Genomic DNA, 22,402 nt, shown 5'->3' with positions numbered 1-22,402 from the left:
ACTCCGCGCTCTGTCCGTGGGCAACGACATGGCGGACCACCTGGGCGACGGCCGCTACGTGTTGGTCCCCCACGACGCGCGGTACCCGTCCATGGGCGCCGCCGTGATGGGGGTCGAGGCCTGCCAGCGGCCGCTCGCCAGTTGGTCGGCGGACCGGCAGATCGTCGCCGACTGGCTCGAACAGCGCGGGGGTAGCGGCGTCGTTCTGGCCGGCCGCAAGCCGAGGCGCCGGTAAGGTCCTGTTCGTGGTATTCGCCGCCATGGCCGCGGCCGAGCGGGAGCTTCCTTCACGAGCGGACCCTGATCGGCCTGGACACCGCCGCGGCCAACGGCAACCACGGCTGCCGCCCGCCCGCCGTCGACGGCGACATGCTCGCCGTCGCGTCCGGCGCGCCACGACGCCACCGAATCCCGCGTCGTGCCGCCCGACAACCGCCGGTGACCAGCCGAGAACCCAGCCCGCCGATCGGGCAGGTGCCGGAGTTGCCGACGGTGTCACCTCAGCCGTGTTGTCTACTACAAGGCCTTGTTCATGGTGCATTTGGTTGCCAGGAGGTCTGGAAGATGGGCGAGCTGTACCCGCCGGTCGAGCCGTACGAGAAGGGGATGCTGGATGGCGGCGACGGCAACCTCGTGTACTGGGAGGTCTGCGGAAACCCGGGCGGCAAGCCAGCACTCGTCGTCCACGGCGGACCTGGATCAGGATGCGGGACCGGGGCACGCCAGTACTTCGACCCGGACCGCTACCAGGTCGTCCTGTTCGACCAGCGCGGCTGTGGCCGCAGCACCCCCCACGCAAGCGAACCCACGACCGACATGCGCCACAACACCACCCGGCACCTGATCGCCGACATGGAGCGGCTTCGGAATCACCTGGGTATCGACCGCTGGCTGCTCTACGGAGGCTCATGGGGCTCCACGCTGATCCTGGCCTACGCCGAGACCTACCCGGAGCGGGTGTCGGAGATCGTCATCGCCGCCGTCACTACCACTCGGCGCTCCGAGATCGACTGGCTCTACCGAGGTGCGGGCCGGTTCTTCCCCGAGCAGTGGGAACGCTTCCTTGAAGGAGCCGGCAGCACACCACGGGACGGTGACATCGTCGCGGCCTACGCACACCTGATGGAACATCCGGACCCCGCGGTACGGGAGCAGGCCACGGCCGACTGGTGCGCCTGGGAGGACGCGGTCCTGTCCGGGGAAACGAACGGCGCCTCCAATCCGTACGGCGACCGCCCGCCGGCCGCGCAACTGGCCTTGGTCCGCATCTGCTCGCACTACTTCTCCCACGGCGCTTGGCTGGAGGAAGGCGCACTCCTGCGCGATGCGCACCGCCTGGCCGGTATCCCGGGCGTGCTGGTCCACGGCGGACTCGACCTGGCCGGCCCGCTCGATACCGCATGGGAACTCGCCCGCGCCTGGCCCGATGCCGAGCTGACCGTCGTCGGCAACGCAGGCCATCTGGGCAGCGACACGACCCGCGCCCATGTACTCGAGGCCCTCGACCAATTCGCTCGCCAGGGATGAGACCAGACCGCCCGCCGATCCAGAGCCACTGACACCTCACGTGTCGCCGACCCGCTGACATATCCATGTCGCCCTACAGCTGGCCTTCGTCTGCAGCCAGTGGGAGAAGACGGTGGCATGTGCGTGCGACGTGCGGCTGACGCCGGTCGGTCTCGGGTCTGAGGCGAACCCATGAGGAGTTACGGATCAGGGCGGATGGCCCGGACGGGTACGAAGGCAAGGATGGGGCGACCCCCTCAACGGGGCCTCGGCCAACCACCCGGAGAGTCCGATGACCGCAATGCCCCGCCCCAGGACGATGGCCGTCCCGGCTCTGCTCGCCGCCCTCGTCGCCGGCTTACCCCTGAGCGCCGCCCCCGTCGCCTCCGCCGAGCAGCGCGCAGACAAGGCCGCGTATGCGAGCGTCAAGGGGAGCGCGGCGTTCGTCCTTCCCTACTACCCGGACGACGACATCCGCTCGTTCGGCTTCGACGCGCAGGCGGCTCCGTACAGTCGGCCGCTGCCCGGGATCCCCACGGGGCTTCCGACGGATGCCCGGGGCACGGTCACCGTCTCCCACTACTCCGCCGAGCGGAACAAGACCTACACCTCCGAAGGCCTCGTGGACTGCCTGGTCACCGGCCCTCGCACCGCGACGCTGACGGCGGTCATCACCAAGGTGAGCGACGGCGGCCCGGTGGACGACATCGGCAAGCGGCTCGGATTCAGCGTCTACGACGGCGGCGAGGACAAGGGGCGCTCCCGAGACCGCGTGGGCCTCTCGTGGAGCGTCGTGAACCTGCTGCCGAGCGGCGACGCCGCTCCCGCGGTGGCCCCGGTCGGCACCTGTATGGCCCCCGCCGCGTTCGCGCCGGTGACCCAGGGCGGCTACACGGTCAGGCATGCCGAACTGCCTCCCATGCCGAAGTACTGACGTGCTGGCCGTCTGTCTCGGATCACCTCGCTGACCGAAGGAGAACGGGGCGGCTACGGCTCCGCATACCACGAGGACACACTGACAGAATTCTGCGGCGCGCTGACATCTGCTCTGCGCCGTCGAGCGTCACCAGATCCTCGGTGGGGCGTACGAGCGTGGGCTCATGGCCGGGGCGGTCCGGTACGGGACCGCGGACGGTGGCGGCACCGGACGCCGCCCCACCGGTCCCGGCCTCACCGCCCCCGGAGTCCTCGGCGTCGGCGTCGGCGTCGGCAGGGGCGAGGGCTTCGCCTCCCGGGGCAGCGGGGCCAGCGGGCCGGCGTGGGCCGGCGGCCGGTGGGGGCGGGTGAAGACGGCCACGGTGAGGGCGTGCAGTGCCTCGGCGTCGAACGGCGGGGCTGCCCCGGATGAACTCGATGACGATCAGGGGGGCGCCGTTGTGCTCCACGACGTCGTGGATGGTGACGATCCCGGGACGGCTGAGAGTGACCGCCGCGCGGGCCTCGCCGGTTAAGCGTCCGACCGGCGTGGCACGGTCGCGGTCGTCGAGCCCGGGCGGGAAGAGGATCTCCTTGACCCGCGACGAGCGGGAAATCTGAGCCGAGCATGCCGGTGGCCTGCCCCCCGGACGGGGGCAGGCCACCTGTGCGCAGCGCGGACCGCGCTGTCGCGGTCCTGCTACCAGCGGTACCAACGACCGCTGCCGCCCTTCGGGCGTGCGACGAAGCCGATCAACCACAGGATCAGGACCGCGATGGCGACCCACCAGAGAATCTTCACCGCGAAACCCGCGCCGAAGAGGATCAGGGCCAGGAGCAGAACGAGAAGCAGGGGAACCATAGTTATCAACCTCCGAGGCATCGTGTGCCCGGCCGGACCCCGCCCATGCATTCGATCTTATTTGTTTTTTATCCCTCCTGGCGGGCAGTAGATGCCGTCGCCCCTTCCCCTGGAATGATGACGTCGTTTCCGTCAACCACGAGGAACCGGCCACCGCATGAACGAACATCAGATCAGTCGGCGCGACCTGCTCTCCCTGACGGGCGCGGCCGCCCTGGCCGCCGTCGGCCTCGGCCCCGCGGCCGGGACGGCGCGCGCGGCCGACGGCCTGCCCGCGTCGAAGCTGATCCGGGTCGAGGGAAACACCGGTCCCGCCTACTTCCGCGAGGAAACCCTGCACGAGGGCACCGTCCTGCAGTCCTTGGGCTTCGACAACGTCAACCGGCGCCTCTACACGGCCCAGGTCATTCAGGGCGGCCGCAAGCTCGCGGGCGAGCCCGCGGCCCTCTCCGGCGGCGCCCGTGACCTCCACGGCGATCTGTCGATCACCGAGTGGACGCTCGGAGCCGACGCGGCGGACGGCAGCAGCACCGGCAGGATCACCGGCTCCATGTACCTGCGCGGCTTCGGCCACGGCGTGAGCATCGGCGTCGAGCCCTCCGGGAGCAGCACGTACCTGTGGACCGAGGTCGACGCCGTCCGGGACGAGGCGAACGAGACCAGCCGCGGCATGCGGCTCTGCCGGTTCAAGTTCGCCGGCTCCGCCACCCCCTTGGACGCAACGAGTCCCTCGCTCGAGAAGTTCACCCCCGTACCGGGGAGCGTGAACAACACGGCGAGCGTCGACCCGGTCACCCACCGCCTCGTGGTCCGCTACTCCCTGGGCGGGATGCGCTACCGCGTCTACGACCTGGCCGCCGCCCGCGCCGGGGACTTCACCACCCCGCTGGCCGAGATCGCCGAGCCCGCGATCTCCATCGACCGCGCACGGTTCGGCCGCCCCTCGTTCCAGGGTTACGCGGCGGCCGGGAGCCACCTGTACCTCCTGCACGGCAACGCGTACGGCACGGCGCAGGACCACGACGAGGACGAGGAGACCCCGGAGCTCGTCATCTCGCCCCCCGGCGAGGGGAACACCCATCTCACGTCCGTGGACCTGAACACCGGCCGGGTCATCACGACCTTCCACTCCAAGGCGGGCCACACCCTGCCCTTCCGCGAGCCCGAGGGCCTGGCGATCCAGATCCCACGGGCCGGCGACCGCGAGGTGTACCGCCTCTGCATGGGCTTCGCCTCCGGCGAGACGAGCGGCCGGCGCACGGCGTCCGTCTACTACAAGGACTCCCTCATCCAGCCGTGACCGCCGCCGGTGGGGTGGACCCGGCACGGCGTACGGCACCGGTTCCACGGCCGCGGACCCGGTGCCGCGGGTCCACGGCCGCGGGTCCGCCGCTGGGACGCCGTCCTCCGCGTCCCGTCCCGCCACGGGCGGACTGGTCAGACCACGGGGGCCTTGGCGCGCAGGACGGTGAGGAACTCCCGCATCCAGGCCGAGTGGTCCGGCCAGGCCCTGGCCGAGACCAGCGTGCCGTCGACCACGGTCTCGGCGTCCTCGAACGCGGCCCCGGCCGCCCTCATGTCCGGTTCCAGCGCCGGGTACGCGGTCACCCGGCGGCCGGACAGGGCGCCCGTCGCGGCCGTGATCAGGGGGCCGTGGCAGATCTGGGCGACCGGCTTGTCCGCCTCGGCGAAGGCGGCCAGGATTCGCCGCACCTCGGGGTCGTTGCGCAGGTACTCCGGTGCCCGGCCGCCCGGGACGACCACGGCCTCGTAGTCCTCGGTGACCACGTCGGCGAAGGCCAGGTCGGCCGGCCAGGTGTAGCCCGGCTTCTCGGTGTAGGTGTCGAAGCCGTCCTCGAAGTCGTGGACCACGAACCGCAGCTTCTTCACGGACGGGGCCGCGATGTGGACCTCGTACCCTTCCTCGCGCAGGCGCTGGTACGGGTACAGGACCTCCAGCGACTCGGCCGCGTCACCGGTCACGATGAGGATCTTCACTGCCATGGGCTGCTCCAGGAGGGAGGTTCACGGTCGGCTCGGCCCGCTGCGGGCCACCGCTACGCTGCCCGCCGCGAACGGACCGCACACCCCGGGGCCCGTACGTGCGACACGCGACCGGGGCGCGGGCCCCTCCCGCGCGCCCCGGTCGGGCCGTCCCGAAGGCCTCCCGGTCGGCCGACCCGCCCCCCGGTCACAGCACTAGCGGTCGGACGCCGCGGTCGCGGTCAGGACGAGGGCGGCCTGGTCGTCGTCGATGCCGCCTGCGCCGGTGAAGGCCCGCACGGCGCGGGTCAGGCAGGTGATGACGTCCGCCGCGGTGTGCGGGCGGGGGGTGGTGGCCAGCGCTTCGGCGAGGCGTTCCTCGCCGAACTGCTCGCCGTCGCCGCCGCGGGCTTCGGTGATGCCGTCGGTGTAGAGGAGCAGGCTCTCGGAGGGCTGCAGGCGGATGTGGCGGGCGGTGAGGTCCGGGGCGCGGGTGATGCCCAGGAGCAGGCCGTCGCTGGCGACGGCCCGCGGCGTGTGCCCGGCGCCGATGAGGAGGGGGTGGGTGTGGCCGGCCCGGACGAAGGTGAGGTCGAGGCCGCCGCCGGCCACCGGGGTGAGGTGGCCGTAGACGAGGGTGACGAAGCCGGTCCCGTGGCTGCTGGGCCGGTCCAGGAGCGCCTTGTTGACCGCGCGGACCACGGCTTCCGGACCGGGGAGCAGGGGAGCGACGGCGCGGGCGGTGTGGCGGACCAGGGCGGTGGTCGTGGCGGCGGTGGCTCCGCGTCCGCAGACGTCGCCGAGCATGAACGCCCAGGTGCCGTCATCGAGGGGGAACACGTCGTAGAAGTCGCCGCCGATGTCGAGCCCTTCGCCGGCGGGGTGGTAGTGGGCGGCGATGTCGGTGCCCGGAACGGCCGGGACCCGGGGCAGCAGCAGGCCGGACTGGAGGTCGCGGGCGAGGGCCGCGCGCTGGGTGTACTGGCGGGCGTTGAGGGCTGCGGAGGCGGCCCGGCGGGCGAGCTCCTCGGCCAGCGCGACGGTGTGGCCGTCGACGGCGTGCTCACCGGTGGTCAGCAGGGTCATGGCGCCGAAGGCCTCGCCGCGGTCGAGCAGCGGGACGCACAGGTAGCCGGTGACCCCCAGGTCCTGCCACGGTCCCGGGCCGGTGGGGGCGCGGCGGGCGACTTCGCTCAGCCCGGTCGCCAGGACCCGGACCACGGCGTCGTCGACTGCGTCGTACACCGGGAGGTGCGAGGCGAGGAGCCGTTCCTCACGGGCGTCGGGGGCGACGGCGGCGACCCGCTTCACACGGCCGGCGTCGACGACGTCGACCGTGCACAGCGGGGCGAGCGCCGGAGCGCAGGCGGCGGCCAGGCGGCGCAGGGTCTCGCTGTAGTCCAGGTCGGCGGAGAGCGACGTACTGGCGGCCAGCAGGAACGCGAGGTCCCGGCGCGCGGCCTCCTCGCGGGCCTCGGCGGCGGCCCGGGCCCGTTCGGCCTGGTGCCGCTCGATGGCGAGGGCGGCCGTGTCGGCGAACACCCGGGCCAGCGCCAGGTCGGACTCCTGCGGTGCGCGGGGCGCGCGGTGGTACATCGCGAAGGTGCCCAGCAGCGACCTGTCCCGGGCCAGGATCGGGGTGGACCAGCAGGCCGCCAGGTCCGCCTTGCCGGCCAGGTCGCGGAAGTCGTCCCAGAAGGGATCGGTGGCGATGTCGCTGACGATGACCGGCTCCCGCCGGTGCGCGGCGGTGCCGCAGGAGCCGACGCCCTCGCCCGCGGCGATGCCGTCGATGGCCTGGTTGTAGAAGTCGGGCAGGCTGGGGGCCGCGCCGTGGCGCAGGTGGCGGCCGTCGGCAGTGGCGAGGAGGACGGAAACGAGGACCTCCTCGGGCGCGAGGTCCTCGATGGTACGGGCCATGCCGTCGAGCACCTGGTCCAGCGGTGCCTGCCGGGCGATCTGCTCCAGCAGGGCCCGGTGTTCGGCCGTCAGCCGCTGCGCCTGTTTGACCTGGGTGGTCTCGACGCCGGTGACGAACACGCCCGTGACGTTGCCGCCCGCGTCCCGTCTCGGCTCGTAGCCGAAGTCGAAGAACGCCTCCCGGCGGGAGGCCCCCTCGCCCAGGACCATGCGGGTGTCCGGTCCGGTACGGGGCTCGCCGGACCGGTAGACCCGGTCCAGCAGGGAGAGGAGACCCCGTTCGCCGACGTCGCGGGGGAGGAGCTGCCCCAGCGGCACGCCGGTGCGCGCGCGGCCCTCGGCGCCGATCGCCGTGAAGAAGGCCGCATTGGCGTCCTCCACCACGTGGGCCGGTCCGGCCAGGGAGGCGAAGATGCCCGCGGACTGCCCGAACAAGGCGACTATGTCTTCGTCTGTCCCATTGTCCTTGCCGACGACGGCCTGTGCGGAGCCGGATGCCGCAGGGAGCCGTTCCGGGGAATGGGAGTGGGAATGGGAGTGGTTCATCGCCCTGTCGACCTCTCGCCCGCCCGCCGCGCCGCGGGCGGGGCGCCCTCGCCGCCGTCGGGCCCCCGCGCGCCGCCGTCGGCGGACAGGGCGCTCTCGGCCGTGGGGTGCACGGGAATCGCCCGGTCCAGGCCGGTCAGCGCAAGGACCCGCGCCACCGAGCCCGGAACCGCCGCGATCCGCAGCGCGCCACCGTGGGCCGACAGCCGCTGGTAGATCTTGACGAGGCCGCCGATCCCGGAGGAGTCGCAGAACGCGAGCGCGGTGCAGTCGACCACGACCAGCCGCGGCTGCTGCGGCCCGGTGAGCACCAGGTCGGCCGCCTCCTGCAGCTGAACGGCGCTGTCGAAGTCCAGCTCGCCGCGCAGGGCGAACACACAGGACTGCTCGGTGCGCTTGACGTCTACCGAGAACACGTGCAACTTCCTCCACTCGCCACGACCGGTACGGCTCGATCATAGAGACCGCCCGGGCGGCCCGCCCCGAGCACCGAACCGGCACGGGCCGCCCCCGCCGCCGCGCGGCCCGCGTTCCCCCGGGCGCTTCGGCCGCACGGGGCGCCGGTGGCATGGGTCGTGCGTGCGCGGGCAGCCGGACGGGGAGCCCGGGTTCCAGTCCTGGGGGCCGCCCCGCGGGGCGGCCGCTGCCGAGAGGATGCCTGATGGTCGAAGAGCCCGAAGCGAGCGCCGGCGGGGAGCGCAGGCTGTGGTCCCCGGAGACGGTGGAACCGCTCCTGGACCTCGAGCTGCGCATGCTGATCAACCTGGTGAACAAGGACGAGGAGAACCGGTCCCATTTCGGTGTGTCGCTGAACATTCCCGGCGGAGTGATCTACGGACAGGTGATCAGCCGCAGCGCCTACGCGATGGAGTGGGAAGCCTCACTGCGTGACCTGCCCGGCGCCGGAGCGGAGTCGCTCGCCCGGCTGCCCCGGCTGATCAACCAGGTCCTCGAAGAGCAGCGGGAGGAGTACGACACCGACCCCCTCCCGCGGTGGGTCCACCTGCGGGACGCCACCTTCCTGACGGGAGCGCCGAACCAGACGATGCACTACGGGCTGTGGCGAGGGCGTCTCGCCGACGTCGTCGGCTGGTCGCTGTCGATTCCGTCCTGAGGCGCCCGTCCCGCAGGGGGCCCGGTCTCGCCGCAGGGTGTCCGGTCTCGGCCGGGGCGGCTCCACCGGCCTCTTCTGCGGCGGCGGTGTCTTCGGCGGGTAAGACGGCGGGACCTTGGGCCCCTTGGCCTCGGGCATGGTCGACTCGGCCTTCCGGCAGGGGGCATCACGACGCTCGACCCATCCTGGCAGGACCACCCGGCCCCGGGGGAGCGACAGCCGTTTGCGACCGTCTTGCGCCGGTGCGGCAGGGTGGTGCGGACCGCCCCGGCGCGCGTGTCCGCCGCGACGACGGAGGAGCCCCGTACCCTGTCCGGACCTGCGGGGCGGGGCTGTAACACCCTCCTGGAACCAGGACGCAGGCTACGCTCCCCGCCGGGCCCGTACGCCCGCCCGGCTCCATCCGAGAGGAACCACCGTGACCGTCGCGAAGGACAGGCTGGACGCACTGCGGGCCGACATCGAGCGCCGCAATCCCGGCCAGCCCGAGTTCCACCAGGCCGTACGAGAGGTGCTGGACACCCTGGCGCCGGTGTTCGCCGCACACCCCGAGTACGCCGGGGCGGGACTCCTCGAAAGGCTCGTGGAGCCCGAGCGCCAGATCGTCTTCCGCGTCTCGTGGACGGACGACCGGGGCCGGGTCCACGTCAACCGCGGCTACCGGGTGGAGTTCAACAGCGCGCTCGGCCCGTACAAGGGAGGCCTGCGCTTCCACCCCTCCGTCGACATCGGCGTGGTGAAGTTCCTCGGCTTCGAGCAGATCTTCAAGAACGCCCTGACGGGCCTCGGCATCGGCGGCGGAAAGGGCGGCAGCGACTTCGACCCGCGCGGCAGGTCCGACGCCGAGGTGATGCGATTCTGCCAGGCCTTCATGACAGAGCTCCACCGGCACATCGGCGAGCACACGGACGTGCCGGCCGGCGACATCGGTGTCGGCGGCCGGGAGATCGGCTACCTCTTCGGCCAGTACCGGCGCATCACCAACCGCTGGGAGGCCGGGGTCCTGACCGGCAAGGGCATCGGCTGGGGCGGATCGGCGATCCGCCCCGAGGCCACCGGCTACGGCAGCGTGCTGTTCGCCGCCGAGATGCTGAAGGTCAGGGGCGAGTCGCTGGACGGCCTCACGGCCGTGGTCTCCGGCTCCGGGAACGTCGCCCTCTACACGGTCGAGAAGCTCCAGCAGCTCGGCGCCAACCCGCTGACCTGCTCAGACTCCCAGGGCTACGTGGTCGACGACAAGGGCATCGACCTGGCACTGCTGCGGCAGATCAAGGAGGTCGAGCGCGGGCGCGTCAGCGAGTACGCCGCCCGGCGCGGCTCGTCCGCCCGCTTCGTGCCCGGGGGGCGGGTCTGGGAAGTCCCGGCGGACGTGGCCTTCCCCTCGGCCACCCAGAACGAGCTCGGCGCCGACGACGCCCGCACCCTCATCGCGAACGGCGTCAAGGCGGTCTCGGAGGGCGCCAACATGCCCACCACCCCCGAGGCCGTGCACCTCTTCCAGACGGCCGGCGTCGCCTTCGGCCCCGGCAAGGCCGCCAACGCCGGCGGTGTGGCGGTCAGCGCGCTGGAGATGGCCCAGAACGCGGGCCGGATCGCGTGGGGCGCCGAGCGGGTCGAAGAGGAGCTGGCGGGCATCATGCGGTCGATCCACGCGGTCGCCCACGAGACCGCCGAGCGCTACGGCAGCCCCGGCGACTACGTCACCGGGGCCAACATCGCCGGCTTCGAGCGGGTCGCGGACGCGATGCTCGCCCAGGGGATCATCTAGGTCGCTCCCGGCCATCCCCGGCCCGCCCCGATCCGCGGCCGCCGACCGCGCACCGCCGACCGCGCACCGCCGACCGCGCACCGCCCGGGCCGCTGACCGGCGGCCGGCGCGGGCGGAGCCCCGCGCCCCCCGGCGGCCCGGACGGGGCGGGCGTTGTTCATAATCTCCTGCATGTCCCGCGAACGTGTACCCGACATATCCGTGATCATCGCCGTTTACAACGCGATGCCCTACCTGACCGAGTGCCTGGACTCGGTCGCGGGTCAGAGCCTGGGCATGGACCGGCTGGAGGTCATCGCGGTCGACGACGGGTCCACGGACGGCGGCGGCGCGGAGCTGGAGCGTTTCGCCGCACTGCACCCGCAGGTGCGGGTGGTGCACCAGCCGAACTCCGGCGGGCCGGGGGCCCCGCGCAACAGGGCCCTCGACCTGGCCCGGGGCCGGTACGTGTTCGCCCTGGACGCGGACGACCACCTGGGCCCGGAGGCCCTGGAGCGACTGCTGCGGATGGCGGACACCCAGGGCAGCGACGTGGTGCTCGCCCGCCAGGTGGGACTGGGCCGGACGGTGTCGGAGAAGGCCTTCCGGCACGCCCAGGAGGCCGACCTCTACACCTCGGAGGTCTACCGGTCGCTGCACAGTGCCAAGCTCATCCGCCGCCAGGTCCTCGACACCGCGGCCGTCCGCTACCCCGAGGACCTCTGGTACGGCGAGGACCAGGTCTTCGTCACCGCCGTCTACCTGGCCGCCCGCAAGATATCGGTGGTCGGCGACTACGACTGCTACTTCCTGCGCCGCCGGGAGGACGGGCAGAACATCACCTCCCGCAGCCGGTCGGCGAACGAGACGGTGCAGCACATCGAGCGGGTCATGGCGATGGTGGCCGAGCGGGTGCAGGACCCGGTGGGCCGTCGGCGGATGCTGGCCCGCCACTTCCGCAGCCTGCTGGCCACCGCGCTCCAGCCGGCAGTGGCCGCCCGCCACGCGTACCCGGTGTTCACCGCCGAGGTCTACGCCCGCGGCCGGACCCTCGTCCAGCGCCACTGGACCCCTGACATGGGCGAGGAGCTGTCCCGGATCGACTGGATCCGGCTCTACGCGTTCGTCAGCTGCCGGCCGGGGGCCTTCGAGCGGCTGATGGAGTACGACCCGGCGGAGGAACCGCCGGTGGACCTGGTCGAGAACGGCCGCGTATACCGGTGCTACCCGCTGTTCCGCGATCCGGCCGCGGGCCTGCCGGACGTGCTGTTCGACGTCACGGCGAAGCTCCGGGCCCGCCACCACCTCGCGTCGATGTCCTGGAAGGGCGGCCGGGTCGGGCTGACGGGCCACGTGTACGTGGAGTCGCTGGGCACGGAGCGGATGGCGAGCGAGCTGGTGCTGCGGGAGCGGGACAGCGGCCGGGAGCACACGGCCGGGACCGTCGCGGTCGCCTCCCCGGAGCTCGGCGAGGGCCTGGACACGGCCGGCTTCCGGGTGGAGGTGGACCTGGCCGTGGTGGACGCGGGCGGGCCGATCGCTCCGGGCACCTGGGACGCGTTCCTGGACGTACGGGCCGACGGCGTCACCCGGCGGGTGCGGCTGGGCCGCAACCACGCCCCGGAGCTCGACCGGACGGCCCGGCGGGCCCGGGTCGTGGCCCAGGACGCCGCGGGCGGCACCGAACTGGCGGCGTCCCCGTTCTTCACGGTCCACGACAACCTCAGCATCGAGGTGGTCCGCCGCTTCGCGTCGGCGGCGGGCTGACCCGCCCGGGGCGGGGCCGGCGACCGGCCGTCCGTAGTCCGCGGGGTGAACGGGCCGGCCGCCGCCCGCCCGGGCCGATGGCCGATCTTTGGTCTGGACCAATAGCGGGAGCGGTCGCAGACTGGCCCGATGAACCCGTTACGGATCACCCCGTGAGCACGTCCCGGACCGGCGGACTGCCGCTGCACCGGCTGGAGGTCCCGCTCCCGCACCTCCTGCCCTTCGCCATCGGGTCCTTCGACTCCATCGGGCCGCTCTCCCGCGCGAACTTCCCCCACCGGCACGCCTTCTACGAGATCGTCCACGTCACCGGCGGCCGCGGAGCGCACGTGCTCGACCTCTCCCACCGCACGCTGGACCCGCCGCACCTCTGCGTGATCACGCCCGGTCAGGTCCACCACTGGGAGGACGCCGACGGGCTCACCGGCCAGGTGATGCTCTTCAACGAGGACTTCCTCCTCTCCCACCCCGGCGACGCCGCCGCGCTGGACCTGCTGGCCGGTCGGCCCTGGCTGGGCCTGCGCGACCCCCGGGACGGGATCGCGGAACTGCTCGCGGAGATGGAGCACGAGTACCGGACCCTGCGCGAGGGGTACGCCGGGGTGCTGCGCGCCTACCTGCACATCCTGATCGTCCGGGCCCTGCGCAGCTGCGAACCGGCCCCGGGCCGCGGGCCCGCCGCGGCCGGCCGGGCCGCCGAGCTGGCCGCCGCCTTCACCCGCCTGATCGCCACCCCGGGCGGTACGGAGTCCTCCGTGGCCTCCTGCGCGAAGGAGCTGGGAGTGTCCGCCGGCCACTTGCACGCACTGGTGAAGGAGGCCACCGGCCAGACGCCCGGCCGGCTGATCCGCCGCCGGCAGACACTGGAGGCCAAGCGGCTGCTGGCCCGTACCGACCTCACGATCCGCCAGGTGGCACGGGACACGGGCTTCGCCGACCCGGCGTACTTCTGCCGCTTCTTCCGGCGCGAGACCGGCCTGACGCCCGGGGACTACCGGGCGGGCATCGGCGCGGGGGCCGAACCGGACGGCGGAGGAATTCACCATGATCCCCGGATCCCGTCCATCGCGGCCGCCGCGACGGGAACCGTAGGTTGACGCCGACGGGTCCGGGCGAGCGGGTGTGCGCCCCCCGCCCCGGGCCGCGCCCCACCGCGGCCCGGGGGCCCGGACCCGTACCCCGCCTTCCCCGCCCCACGAGTGTGAAGGAGCCGACCCGTGCCCAGCCCCGAAGAACGGGACACCGAGCCGTCGCGGTCCGCACTGCCGGACGGACACCTCCCCACCCCCGCCCCCACCCCCGCCGACCGGCCGAGCCGCCTGAGCCGCAAGAGCTTCCTCAAGGCCGCCGCCGTCGCCGCCACGACCCCGCTGCTGATCGGCGGCGGAGCGGCCCTGGCCCGCGACCGGCGCGGAGCCGGCGCCGCACCCGAACCGACTCCGGCCTGCGACGGCGGCGACCACCCCACCGTGCCCCAGACGGAGGGCCCCTACTTCAAGCCGAACTCCCCACGGCGCACCTCCCTGGTGAGCGCGTCCACCCCGGGGACCCGGCTCACCGTCAGCGGCTACGTCTTCGGGCGGGCCTGCCTGCCGGTCGAGGGCGCCCTGCTCGACTTCTGGCAGGCCGACGTGAACGGCGCCTACGACAACACCGGCTACACCTTCCGGGGCCACCAGTTCACCGACGCCCAGGGTGCGTTCCGGCTGGCCACCATCGTGCCGGGGCTCTACCCGGGCCGCACCCGGCACCTCCACGTCAAGGTCCAGGCCCCGGGCCGGCCGGTGTTGACCACCCAGCTGTACTTCCCGGGGGAGCCGCGCAACGCCACGGACTCGATCTTCGACGCGCGGCTGCTGATGAACGTACGCCAGGCCGGCCCGGCGAAGGAGGGCACCTTCGACTTCGTCCTGGACGTCCCGCAGACACCGTCACCCTCGCCCACCGCGACCCCGCCCGGACCGAGCACCCCGCCCGGGGGCACCTGGGCACCGGGAACCTCCTACCGGACCGGTGACCGGGCCACCTACGCCGGGGCGGCCTACACCTGCGTCCAGGCGCACACCGCCGCGCCCGGCTGGGAGCCCCCGAACGTCCCCGCCCTCTGGCGCCGCAGCTGAGCGCTCCGCCGCCGTCGTCCGTCGCGGAGACCGCCCCCGGCCACGCGTTCACCCGCCCCGGACGGGCGAATCCGCTGCCCGGCGCGTGCCGGGACGCCGTCGCGGTGGCAGCCATGGGTCATGCCCCCGGTGTCGGCCTTCCTGCGCACGGCCGCGGCCCACGCCTGGCGTCTGCTGGTCGTCGGCGCCGCCGTCTACGCGCTCTTCGCCGTCCGGGGCCGGTTCCACGAGATCGCCGTGGCGCTCTTCCTCGGACTCGTCATCACCGCGCTGCTCGCCGTCCCCGCCCGGCGGCTGGCAGGCGTCATGCCCCGGCCGTTGGCGGTCGCCGTCTGCCTGGTCGCCAGCACGGTCGTGCTGGCGGGCGGCCTGGCGCTCGTGGGCGAAGCGGTGGCCGGGGAGAGCACCACCCTCGTGCGGGAGTTCCGCACCGGCCTGGACAGCATCGAGAAGTGGCTGGAGCGGCCGCCCTTCCGGCTGGCCCCCGGAGCGCTCTCGGACGTGCAGTCCCGGATGGGGCAGTACCTCTCCAGCCACCGGTCCACCCTCGTCAGTACGGCGCTCAGCGGGGCCGGGCACCTCGTGGAGGTCCTGACCGTCATCGCCCTCGCCGTCTTCTCCTCGGTCTTCTTCCTGCACGGGGGCGACCGCCAGTGGTCGTGGTTCTGCGCCCAGTTGCCCGGCGCGGCGCGCGAGCGGGTCGAGGTCGCCGGGCGGGCGGCCTGGCGGACCTTCACCGGCTACACCCACGGAATCGTGCTGGTCGCGGCGACGAACGCGGTCCTGGTCGGGGTGGCCCTGTACTTCCTGGGAGTCCCGCTGGCCGTGCCGCTCGCGCTGCTGGAGTTCTTCGCGGCCTTCGTGCCCCTCGTCGGCTCGCCGGTCGCGCTGGCGGTCGCCGCCGTCGTCGCCCTGGCCGCGAAGGGACCCGTCACGGCCGCCGTGGTGGTCGCGCTGATCGTGGTCATCGGGCAGATCGAGGGACACCTGCTGCATCCGCTGGTGATGAGCTGGGCGGTGCGGCTGCACCCCCTGGTCGTGGCGATCTCGGTGATCGCGGGTGCCATCGCCGCCGGCGTGGTGGGCGCGGTCGTCGCCGTCCCGATGGTCTCGGTCACCTGGTCGGTGTACACGGCGCTGCGCGACACCCGGCCCGCAGTTGCGTAAGGCCGTGGCGGCTAGTGCGGTGACCGCACTAGACGATGTCCCGGCGGCTGACCGCCAGGTCGATCTCGGTGTCGAGCGCCAGGGCGGCCGTGACGAGGGCGAGGTGGGTGAAGGCCTGGGGAAAGTTGCCGAGCTGTTCGCCCGTGGGGCCGATCTCCTCGGCGAAGAGCCCGACGTGATTGGCGTAGGTGAGCATCTTGTCGAAGGCGTAGCGGGCCTGTTCGAGCCGTCCCGCCCGGGCGAGGGCGTACACGTACAGGAAGCTGCACAGGGAGAACGTGCCCTCCGAGCCCTGCAGGCCGTCGGGCGAGGCCGCCGGGTCGTAGCGGTAGACCAGGCTGTCGGAGACGAGCTCGCCCTCCATGGCGTCGAGGGTGGAGAGCCAGCGCGGATCCCGGGGCGCGATGAAGTCGACGAGCGGCATCAGCAGCAGGGAGGCGTCCAGGACGTCGGAGCCGTAGTGCTGGACGAAGGCCTTCCGCTCGTGGCTCCAGCCCCTGGTCATCACCTGCTCCATCACGGCGTCGCGCGCGGCGGTCCACCGGGTCAGGTCCGCCGGGCGGGCGGTGGCCGTGGCCTGGCGGATGCCGCGGTCGAAGGCCACCCAGCACATGAGGCGGCTGTAGGTGAAGTCCTTCTGGCCGCCGCGGGTCTCCCAGATGCCCTCGTCGGGGCGGTCCCAGTTCTCGCAGAGCCAGTCCAGCAGCTCCGCGCAGCGCGTCCAGCCGTCGTAGCCGATGACGTTGGCGACGTGGCCGGACTGCGCGAGGGCGTACACCGCCTCACCGTAGATGTCGAGCTGGAGCTGGTCGGCGGCGCCGTTCCCGGCGCGCACCGGAGCGGAGGCCCGCCACCCTTCGAGATGGTCCAGGACCTCCTCGCGCAGGTACGGGTCGCCGTCGACGCGGTACATGATCTGCAGGGGCTCGCCGTTGGGCGCGCGGCCCTCCTGGAGCCGCAGGCCGAGCCAGTCGCGGAAGGCGTTCGCCTCCTCGGTGAAGCCGAGGTCGCGCATGGCGCGGACCGAGAGGGAGGCGTCGCGGACCCAGGTGTAGCGGTAGTCCCAGTTCCGCTCCCCGCCCTCCTGCTCGGGCAGTCCCATGGTCGAGGCGGCGACCGGCGCGCCGGTGGGGGCGTACGTCAGGAGCTTGAGGGTGATGGCGGAGCGGTTGACCATCTGCTGCCAGCGGCCCCGGTAGGTGCAGCGCGCGATCCAGCCGTGCCAGAACCGCCGCACGGCGGTGAACTCCTCCACCAGGCCGGCCAGGTCCGCCGGCGGCGGGGGCGCGCCTGCGGCGGCGCAGACCGTGAGGACCACGGCCGCGTGCTCCCCGGCCGCGAGGGTGACGTCGGCGCGCACGTCCCGGCCGTCGGCCTCCAGTCGTACGGGGCCGATGCACTGGAGGTACGCGGCGGCGTCCACCGCGTCGAAGCCCGCGGTGTCCCCGTCGCCGTCCAGCGCGAGGGAGTGCTCGCACCGGCCGTAGTCGAAGCGGGGGCGGCACTCCAGCGCGAAGGTGACCGTCCCGCGCACCACCCGCATGAACCGCACGATCCGGTGGCGGTCGGTGGCGGTGTGCGGGTCGTGCACCGGCATGAAGTCCACGACCTCCCCGACCCCGTCGGGGGTGTGGAAGCGGGTGACGAGGACGGCGGTGTCGGCCAGGTAGAGCTGGCGGGCGGTGACGGGGGGCGGGGCCGCGGGGAGGGGCCCTTCGCCGACCGGGCCGGGCGGCGCCGCGGTGATGGCGAAGTATCCGCCGCGGTCGTGGTCGAGCAGGCCCGCGAAGACACTGGGCGCGTCGAAGCGCGGTGTGCAGAACCAGTCGAGCACGCCGTCGGAGGAGACGAGCGCGCAGGTCTGGAGGTCTCCTATCAGGCCGTGCTCGGCTATGGGCGGGTAGCGGCGCATCGGCATCGGCCCTCCAGGGCGCGCACGGGCGGCCGGGCCGGACGGAGGCCGGGCCGGGACGGCGGCCGGTGTCCGCGCGCGGGCCGGGCCGCCGTCCTCTCGGGGGGTCCGTCCGCGGGGATGCGGACGGCGTGGTCGTGTTCGCGCCCGGCGGTCGAGGTCAGGCGTGGCGGGAAGCCGTACGACTGCCGTCGGTGCACAGGGCCCAGATGACGAACAGGCCGATGGCGATCGAGATGATGGCCCAGAGCGGGGTGTAGGGCAGCCACATGAAGTTGAGGATCACGCTGATGCCGGCCAGTACCACGCCCATCGTGCGGGCCCACAGGGCTCCCTTGAAGAGCCCGGCCCCGACGATGATCAGGACGATGCCGAGGATGAGGTGGATCCAGCCCCACCCCGTCACGTCGAACTTGAACGTGTAGTCGCCCAGTCGCGTGTACACGTCGTCCTTGGCGATCCCGGCGATGCCCTTGATCACACTGAGAACGCCGTCGACGAGGAGCAGGACGGCGGCGAACATCGTTCCGCCTGCCGCCCAGGCGCTCTCGCCGTTGTACGCCCGGTCGGCGCCGGGGCGGGAGGGCTGGGGTGTCGTCTGCTGGGCCACGGGGGCCTCCTTGGCTGGGGGGGGGAACGCCGGTTCAGGCGCCTTCCCAGCCTTGGGGACGGGTCGGGGGAGGGACACCGAAGCGCGGCCGTTCGGGTGAATTCCCCGGATTCGCGGCTTTGCGAACGGCCTTGCGGACGGCAGCGCGGACGCCGCCGCGCCCGTCCCGCCGGACCGCGCGGCTCAGTAGCGCAGGACCGTACCGGTCTCGGCCACCACCGTGCCGGACAGCTTGTGCGTACTGCGCGCGGTGGCCTGCCCCGTGCCGTTGCCGGGCACGTCCGAGACCGTCACGACGACCGTGTCGAGCAGGTTCCCGCCCTCGTCCTTCAGGTTCACCTGCACCGCGAACGACTTCGTCGCCGCATCCGTGTTCCGCACGGAGACCGGCACCGTCGCGTACCCCTCCCCGTCGGCGGCGACTGCCCCGAGCGTCACCTCGGCCTTGGCGTCCACCCCGTTCTTGACCTCGCCGAGCCTGTCCTTCGCCACGGCGGCGGCGGACGCGGCGGCGTCCGCCGCCCCGGACGCCGCGGAGGAGACCGCGGCCCCGGCCGACTCCACGGCCGAAGCCGCCTTCGAGGCCGCACTGCCCGGATCCCCGTCCCCCGAGCATCCCGCCGCGCCGAACGCCAGCACCACCGCGACCGCACCGGTCAGGGCGCGCGTCCACACGATCGCCATCAGGCCTCCCAGACTCCTCGAACCGTTCCGTACAGTGCGTCCAGTCAAGGCTCTGACCGCGCGGATGCGGGTATCACCCGGCAAGGCATCCGGGTGACGGAGTGCGGGCCCGAACCGCCGCGGGGGTTCATTCCGTGGTCATGCTCGCGTCATGCCCGCTTCGCGGTGGCCACCCCGGGCGTGGCCCAGGATGGCTGCGTCCGTCACGGAACGGCCCGTTCCCGGTTCCGACCGGCGTGGGCGGCGCCGAACCCCCACCGACCAGCAGGAGACAGCATGAGCGTGATCCCGGGCAAGAGGACGCCGGTCATCGCCGCGGCGGCGATCGTGGTCCTCGGTGTGATGACCGGGCCGGCGCAGGCCGGAGAGGACCGCGGCGCCGCACCGCCCCTGCCCCAGGTCTCGGCCTCCGTGGAGACGCCCTCCCTCTTCGACGACGAGGCGGGCGGGAACGCGAACGCGGACGACCCCGCTATCTGGCGCAACACCCAGGACCCCGACCGCAGCCTGGTGATCGCCACCGCCAAGGAGGGCGGCCTGCGCGTGTACGACCTGGACGGCCGCCAGGTCCAGTCCCTGCCGGCCCCTCCGCCGCCGAGGGAGGGCGACAAGCCGGGACGCTTCAACAACGTCGACCTGATCGCCGGCCTCCGCTTCCCCGGCGGGCGCCACGACGTGGCCGTCGTCTCCGACCGGGGCAGCGACCGGTTGCGGATCTACCGGATCGACCCCGGGCGGAGCGGAGCGCCCCTGGTCGACGTCACGGACGAGGCCGCCGCACCCCTGGTGTTCTCCACCGGGCAGGACGAGGTCAACGAACAGCGGACCGCCTACGGCCTGGCGGCCTACACGGACCCGCGCAGCGGCCGGGCCTTCGCGGTCGCCAGCCGCCGCAACACCACCGCGCTCGCACTGGCGGAACTCACGTCGACCGCCCAGGGCAAGGTCGGCTACCGGACGGTCCGCACGGCCGTACTGCCCTCCGCCTTCACCCTGCCCGACGGCACGCGGTGGTCGCCGTGCGGCGAACCGGGCGAGCTGCCCCAGGTGGAGGGCATGGTCGTGGATCCCGACACCGGCGACCTCTACGCCGGCCAGGAGGACGTCGGCATCTGGAAGCTCGACGCCGATCTGCGCTCACCGGCCCGCCTGATCGAGAAGGTCCGCTCCTTCGGGGTGCCGGGCACCTGGGACCCGCAGACCGAGGAGTGCACGGCAGGCGCCGACCGCGGCTTCGGCGGCCGGCACATCAGCGCCGACGTGGAGGGCCTGACCATCTGGCGCGACCCGCGCCACCCCGCGCGCGGCGGCTACCTCCTCGCGTCGAGCCAGGGCGACGACACCTTCGCCGCCTTCGACCGCGACCGCGGCAACGCCTTCGTCCGGGGCTTCCGCATCGCCGCGGGTACCGGGCCCGGCGCGGTCGACGGCGCACAGGAGAGCGACGGCGCGGCCGTGACGGGTGAACCCCTGGGCAAGCGGTTCCCGCGCGGCCTGCTCGTCGTCCAGGACGGGCACAACACGCCGGCGACCCCCGGCTCCGACGGGGAGGACCGGACCGACACCGACTTCAAGTTCGTCGACCTGGGAGCGCTCCGGCGGGCCGTCCGTCTCTGATCCGTACGGGCCGCACGGCCGGGCGACCGGCGACCGGGCGTCCGCCGTCCGGCGCGGGCGTCCGCGGGGAAGGAGACTGGGAGGGGAGGGGGCGGGACGCGGGCGACGGGAGACGACGATGGCCAGGCACCACGAATTCAGCGCCGATCGGGCCGGCCATTCGGTCACGGTGACCGTCCACGGGGCGCACCCCCACCTGATCGAGCTGCTCGTCGACGGCAAGGAGCTCGGCCGCCGCGCCGCCCGCACGGGCAGTTGGATCCTGGACGGCGAACTGGCCACCGACCCGCCGACGCCCCTGCGCGTCCGCGTCCACCTGCCCCACACGGCCGGTACCCCCCGCTGCACCCTGGAGGTCGACGGCCGGGAGGAGGCCATGCCGCAGCGGGCCTGAGCCGGCGGACCGGCGGGTGGGCGCCGCCCGACGCGCACCGGCCCGTGCAAAAACGCTGCACTCCGAGTGAATCAATATCTGTCGCCGTGGCATGAGATATCGGCGGGACGCGCCAACAGGATTTCTACGGCAACAAGTCGACCGGAATGTTTCACCGTGCACGGACCATCCTGCCGTGCTACTGTCGATCTCAGTTGCAGTTGTGGTTCCCAAAACTTCAAGTGCCCTCGTCGGATCTTTCCGGCGGGAGCACTTCTGTATTTCCGGGTCATTTTCCGGGCGGGGCAATCATCGCGGCGACACGGAGACCGCACGGTGCGGGCTCCGGTGTACTGCCCCAAAGGAGAATTGACATGGCATCTGGCACCGTGAAGTGGTTCAACGCCGAAAAGGGTTTCGGTTTCATCGAGCAGGACGGCGGCGGCGCTGACGTCTTCGCCCACTACTCGAACATCGCCGCCCAGGGCTTCCGTGAGCTTCAGGAAGGCCAGAAGGTGAACTTCGACATCGCGCAGGGCCAGAAGGGCCCGACGGCCGAGAACATCGTTCCCGCCTGACGCTGACGCGTAGTACGAGCTGGGGCCCGCACCTTGGGGTGCGGGCCCCAGCTCGTCGCATTTCCGGGCGCAGCCCGTCCTGTGCCGGCCCGGCTTCCAGGGGCCCGCGGCCCCGCCGTGTGCCGCAGGCGCCCACCCCAGGCTCCGGATGTTCCCATCCGTCAGAGCTTCTCCTCAGCCGACGCCCCGGATTCTCGTCCGAAGCGCGCCGCTGACATCAGCGTCCGTTCCTGTGGGTATTCCCGCCGGGCGGTTTCGCTTTCGTTTTCATTCGGCTCATTCTTGCGATTCTTCGTACCGTTGTATTCCGTACGGAAAATTCCTTGATACGTGCCGCATCGAGGAAGGTCCCGTTATGAACCGGACACGCACGAACGACCGCTTCTCCCGTACCCGCACCAGCAGCCCGGGCTCCGCCCGCAGCGCCGGCCGGTCCGCCGCCCCGAGTCGTTCGGGTGGTTATGGCCGTCGGCCCGCCGCGGTGCAGGGTGAGTTCGCTCTGCCGAAGACGATCACTCCCGCGCTGCCCGCGGTGGAGGCGTTCGCCGATCTGGACATGCCCGCCGAGCTGCTCGCCGCGCTGACCGCGCTGGGGATGTCGGTGCCGTTCCCGATCCAGGGCGCGACCCTGCCGAACTCCCTGGCCGGTCGTGACGTGCTGGGCCGTGGCCGTACCGGTTCGGGCAAGACCCTGGCCTTCGGCCTGGCGCTGCTGGCCCGCACCGCGGGACAGCGCGCCGAGGCCCGCCAGCCGCTGGCTTTGATCCTGGTGCCCACCCGGGAGCTGGCGCAGCAGGTCACCGATGCGCTGACCCCTTATGCCCGCGCCGTGAGGCTGCGTCTGGCCACCGTCGTGGGCGGCATGCCCATCGGCCGCCAGGCCAGTGCGCTGCGCGGCGGCGCCGAGGTCGTCGTGGCGACCCCGGGCCGGCTGAAGGACCTCATCGACCGGGGTGACTGCCGTCTCGACCAGGTCGCGAC

Annotated in this window: 21 protein-coding genes; 14 read left to right on the top strand and 7 right to left on the bottom strand. The window is 72.8% G+C overall.

The features are described from left to right. The first annotated feature begins 16 nt into the window (after positions 1 to 16). From ACFWU6_RS00105 to ACFWU6_RS00095, 3 genes are all read left to right on the top strand, one after another. A complete protein-coding gene (locus ACFWU6_RS00105; RefSeq protein ID WP_383976908.1) occupies positions 17 to 235 on the top strand; it encodes a hypothetical protein in 219 nt (72 codons plus the stop codon). Between the two features lie 329 nt (positions 236 to 564). Next, entirely contained in the window at positions 565 to 1,527 is a 963-nt protein-coding gene (gene pip / locus ACFWU6_RS00100) for a prolyl aminopeptidase (RefSeq protein WP_383976905.1), read from the top strand. A 271-nt stretch (positions 1,528 to 1,798) separates the two neighbouring features. Next, a complete protein-coding gene (locus ACFWU6_RS00095) occupies positions 1,799 to 2,440 on the top strand; it encodes a hypothetical protein (RefSeq protein WP_383976903.1) in 642 nt (213 codons plus the stop codon). A gap of 681 nt (positions 2,441 to 3,121) precedes the next feature. Here ACFWU6_RS00095 and ACFWU6_RS00090 read toward each other — a convergent pair. Continuing rightward, on the bottom strand, positions 3,122 to 3,283 hold the full coding sequence (locus ACFWU6_RS00090; protein WP_031140725.1) for a hypothetical protein: 162 nt from the start codon (positions 3,281 to 3,283) through the stop codon (positions 3,122 to 3,124). 157 nt (positions 3,284 to 3,440) lie between these two features. Between ACFWU6_RS00090 and ACFWU6_RS00085 the strand changes: the two genes are divergently transcribed. Beyond that, positions 3,441 to 4,583: a hypothetical protein gene (locus ACFWU6_RS00085; protein WP_383976900.1), complete on the top strand. Its 1,143-nt coding sequence runs from the start codon at positions 3,441 to 3,443 to the stop codon at positions 4,581 to 4,583. A gap of 137 nt (positions 4,584 to 4,720) precedes the next feature. Here the strand turns inward: ACFWU6_RS00085 and ACFWU6_RS00080 are convergent, their stop codons facing one another. The 3 genes from ACFWU6_RS00080 to ACFWU6_RS00070 form a co-directional block, all read right to left on the bottom strand. Continuing rightward, complete coding sequence (locus tag ACFWU6_RS00080) at positions 4,721 to 5,287, bottom strand: DJ-1/PfpI family protein (RefSeq protein ID WP_383976897.1); 567 nt, start codon at positions 5,285 to 5,287, stop codon at positions 4,721 to 4,723. Positions 5,288 to 5,482: 195 nt separating this feature from the next. Next, positions 5,483 to 7,621 (bottom strand): SpoIIE family protein phosphatase, encoded by a 2,139-nt coding sequence (locus ACFWU6_RS00075; RefSeq protein ID WP_383976894.1) that lies wholly within the window; start codon positions 7,619 to 7,621, stop codon positions 5,483 to 5,485. A gap of 107 nt (positions 7,622 to 7,728) precedes the next feature. Continuing rightward, a complete protein-coding gene (locus ACFWU6_RS00070) occupies positions 7,729 to 8,148 on the bottom strand; it encodes an STAS domain-containing protein (RefSeq protein ID WP_383804087.1) in 420 nt (139 codons plus the stop codon). A 245-nt stretch (positions 8,149 to 8,393) separates the two neighbouring features. Here ACFWU6_RS00070 and ACFWU6_RS00065 point away from each other — a divergent pair, with 245 nt between their 5' ends. From ACFWU6_RS00065 to ACFWU6_RS00040, 6 genes are all read left to right on the top strand, one after another. Then, entirely contained in the window at positions 8,394 to 8,846 is a 453-nt protein-coding gene (locus tag ACFWU6_RS00065) for a hypothetical protein (protein WP_383804085.1), read from the top strand. A gap of 418 nt (positions 8,847 to 9,264) precedes the next feature. After that, positions 9,265 to 10,614: an NADP-specific glutamate dehydrogenase gene (gene gdhA / locus ACFWU6_RS00060; RefSeq protein ID WP_383804083.1), complete on the top strand. Its 1,350-nt coding sequence runs from the start codon at positions 9,265 to 9,267 to the stop codon at positions 10,612 to 10,614. Between the two features lie 171 nt (positions 10,615 to 10,785). Then, a complete protein-coding gene (locus ACFWU6_RS00055; protein WP_383804082.1) occupies positions 10,786 to 12,360 on the top strand; it encodes a glycosyltransferase family 2 protein in 1,575 nt (524 codons plus the stop codon). A 152-nt stretch (positions 12,361 to 12,512) separates the two neighbouring features. Further along, positions 12,513 to 13,457, top strand: coding sequence for an AraC family transcriptional regulator (locus ACFWU6_RS00050; protein WP_383976891.1), 945 nt, complete (start codon positions 12,513 to 12,515; stop codon positions 13,455 to 13,457). A gap of 165 nt (positions 13,458 to 13,622) precedes the next feature. Continuing rightward, the gene (locus ACFWU6_RS00045) at positions 13,623 to 14,480 is read left to right on the top strand and encodes a carbohydrate-binding protein (RefSeq protein ID WP_383977245.1); all 858 of its coding nucleotides are present in this window, start codon (positions 13,623 to 13,625) and stop codon (positions 14,478 to 14,480) included. 120 nt (positions 14,481 to 14,600) lie between these two features. Further along, positions 14,601 to 15,647, top strand: a complete 1,047-nt coding sequence (locus tag ACFWU6_RS00040) for an AI-2E family transporter (RefSeq protein WP_383976888.1) — start codon at positions 14,601 to 14,603, stop codon at positions 15,645 to 15,647. A gap of 28 nt (positions 15,648 to 15,675) precedes the next feature. Here the strand turns inward: ACFWU6_RS00040 and ACFWU6_RS00035 are convergent, their stop codons facing one another. The 3 genes from ACFWU6_RS00035 to ACFWU6_RS00025 form a co-directional block, all read right to left on the bottom strand. After that, positions 15,676 to 17,559, bottom strand: a complete 1,884-nt coding sequence (locus ACFWU6_RS00035; protein ID WP_383977236.1) for a glycoside hydrolase family 15 protein — start codon at positions 17,557 to 17,559, stop codon at positions 15,676 to 15,678. 160 nt (positions 17,560 to 17,719) lie between these two features. Continuing rightward, entirely contained in the window at positions 17,720 to 18,169 is a 450-nt protein-coding gene (locus ACFWU6_RS00030; protein ID WP_383804076.1) for a hypothetical protein, read from the bottom strand. 183 nt (positions 18,170 to 18,352) lie between these two features. Beyond that, on the bottom strand, positions 18,353 to 18,853 hold the full coding sequence (locus tag ACFWU6_RS00025) for a hypothetical protein (RefSeq protein ID WP_383976885.1): 501 nt from the start codon (positions 18,851 to 18,853) through the stop codon (positions 18,353 to 18,355). A gap of 276 nt (positions 18,854 to 19,129) precedes the next feature. On the opposite strand from ACFWU6_RS00025, the gene ACFWU6_RS00020 reads away from it, so the two are divergent. The 4 genes from ACFWU6_RS00020 to ACFWU6_RS00005 all read left to right on the top strand — a co-directional run. Next, the gene (locus tag ACFWU6_RS00020; protein WP_383976882.1) at positions 19,130 to 20,470 is read left to right on the top strand and encodes a phytase; all 1,341 of its coding nucleotides are present in this window, start codon (positions 19,130 to 19,132) and stop codon (positions 20,468 to 20,470) included. Positions 20,471 to 20,588: 118 nt separating this feature from the next. Then, positions 20,589 to 20,864, top strand: coding sequence for a hypothetical protein (locus ACFWU6_RS00015; protein WP_383804071.1), 276 nt, complete (start codon positions 20,589 to 20,591; stop codon positions 20,862 to 20,864). A gap of 353 nt (positions 20,865 to 21,217) precedes the next feature. Then, the gene (locus ACFWU6_RS00010) at positions 21,218 to 21,421 is read left to right on the top strand and encodes a cold-shock protein (protein ID WP_014047008.1); all 204 of its coding nucleotides are present in this window, start codon (positions 21,218 to 21,220) and stop codon (positions 21,419 to 21,421) included. A 355-nt stretch (positions 21,422 to 21,776) separates the two neighbouring features. After that, a partial coding sequence (locus ACFWU6_RS00005; protein ID WP_383976879.1) for a DEAD/DEAH box helicase occupies positions 21,777 to 22,402 on the top strand: 626 nt, incomplete at its 3' end.

The organism is Streptomyces sp. NPDC058674, assembly GCF_042716505.1.
GTDB lineage: Bacteria > Actinomycetota > Actinomycetes > Streptomycetales > Streptomycetaceae > Streptomyces.
Note: the sequence above shows the minus strand (reverse complement) of the source record. Positions and strands in the feature narration are given on the sequence as shown.

Coding starts and splice junctions, on each gene's coding strand:
- pip (WP_383976905.1), top strand. CDS start 565: ATGGGCGAGCTGTACCCGCCGGTCGAGCCGTACGAGAAGGGGATGCTG.
- ACFWU6_RS00095 (WP_383976903.1), top strand. CDS start 1,799: ATGACCGCAATGCCCCGCCCCAGGACGATGGCCGTCCCGGCTCTGCTC.
- ACFWU6_RS00090 (WP_031140725.1), bottom strand. CDS start 3,283: ATGGTTCCCCTGCTTCTCGTTCTGCTCCTGGCCCTGATCCTCTTCGGC.
- ACFWU6_RS00085 (WP_383976900.1), top strand. CDS start 3,441: ATGAACGAACATCAGATCAGTCGGCGCGACCTGCTCTCCCTGACGGGC.
- ACFWU6_RS00080 (WP_383976897.1), bottom strand. CDS start 5,287: ATGGCAGTGAAGATCCTCATCGTGACCGGTGACGCGGCCGAGTCGCTG.
- ACFWU6_RS00065 (WP_383804085.1), top strand. CDS start 8,394: ATGGTCGAAGAGCCCGAAGCGAGCGCCGGCGGGGAGCGCAGGCTGTGG.
- ACFWU6_RS00055 (WP_383804082.1), top strand. CDS start 10,786: ATGTCCCGCGAACGTGTACCCGACATATCCGTGATCATCGCCGTTTAC.
- ACFWU6_RS00040 (WP_383976888.1), top strand. CDS start 14,601: ATGCCCCCGGTGTCGGCCTTCCTGCGCACGGCCGCGGCCCACGCCTGG.
- ACFWU6_RS00035 (WP_383977236.1), bottom strand. CDS start 17,559: ATGCGCCGCTACCCGCCCATAGCCGAGCACGGCCTGATAGGAGACCTC.
- ACFWU6_RS00025 (WP_383976885.1), bottom strand. CDS start 18,853: ATGGCGATCGTGTGGACGCGCGCCCTGACCGGTGCGGTCGCGGTGGTG.
- ACFWU6_RS00020 (WP_383976882.1), top strand. CDS start 19,130: ATGAGCGTGATCCCGGGCAAGAGGACGCCGGTCATCGCCGCGGCGGCG.
- ACFWU6_RS00015 (WP_383804071.1), top strand. CDS start 20,589: ATGGCCAGGCACCACGAATTCAGCGCCGATCGGGCCGGCCATTCGGTC.
- ACFWU6_RS00010 (WP_014047008.1), top strand. CDS start 21,218: ATGGCATCTGGCACCGTGAAGTGGTTCAACGCCGAAAAGGGTTTCGGT.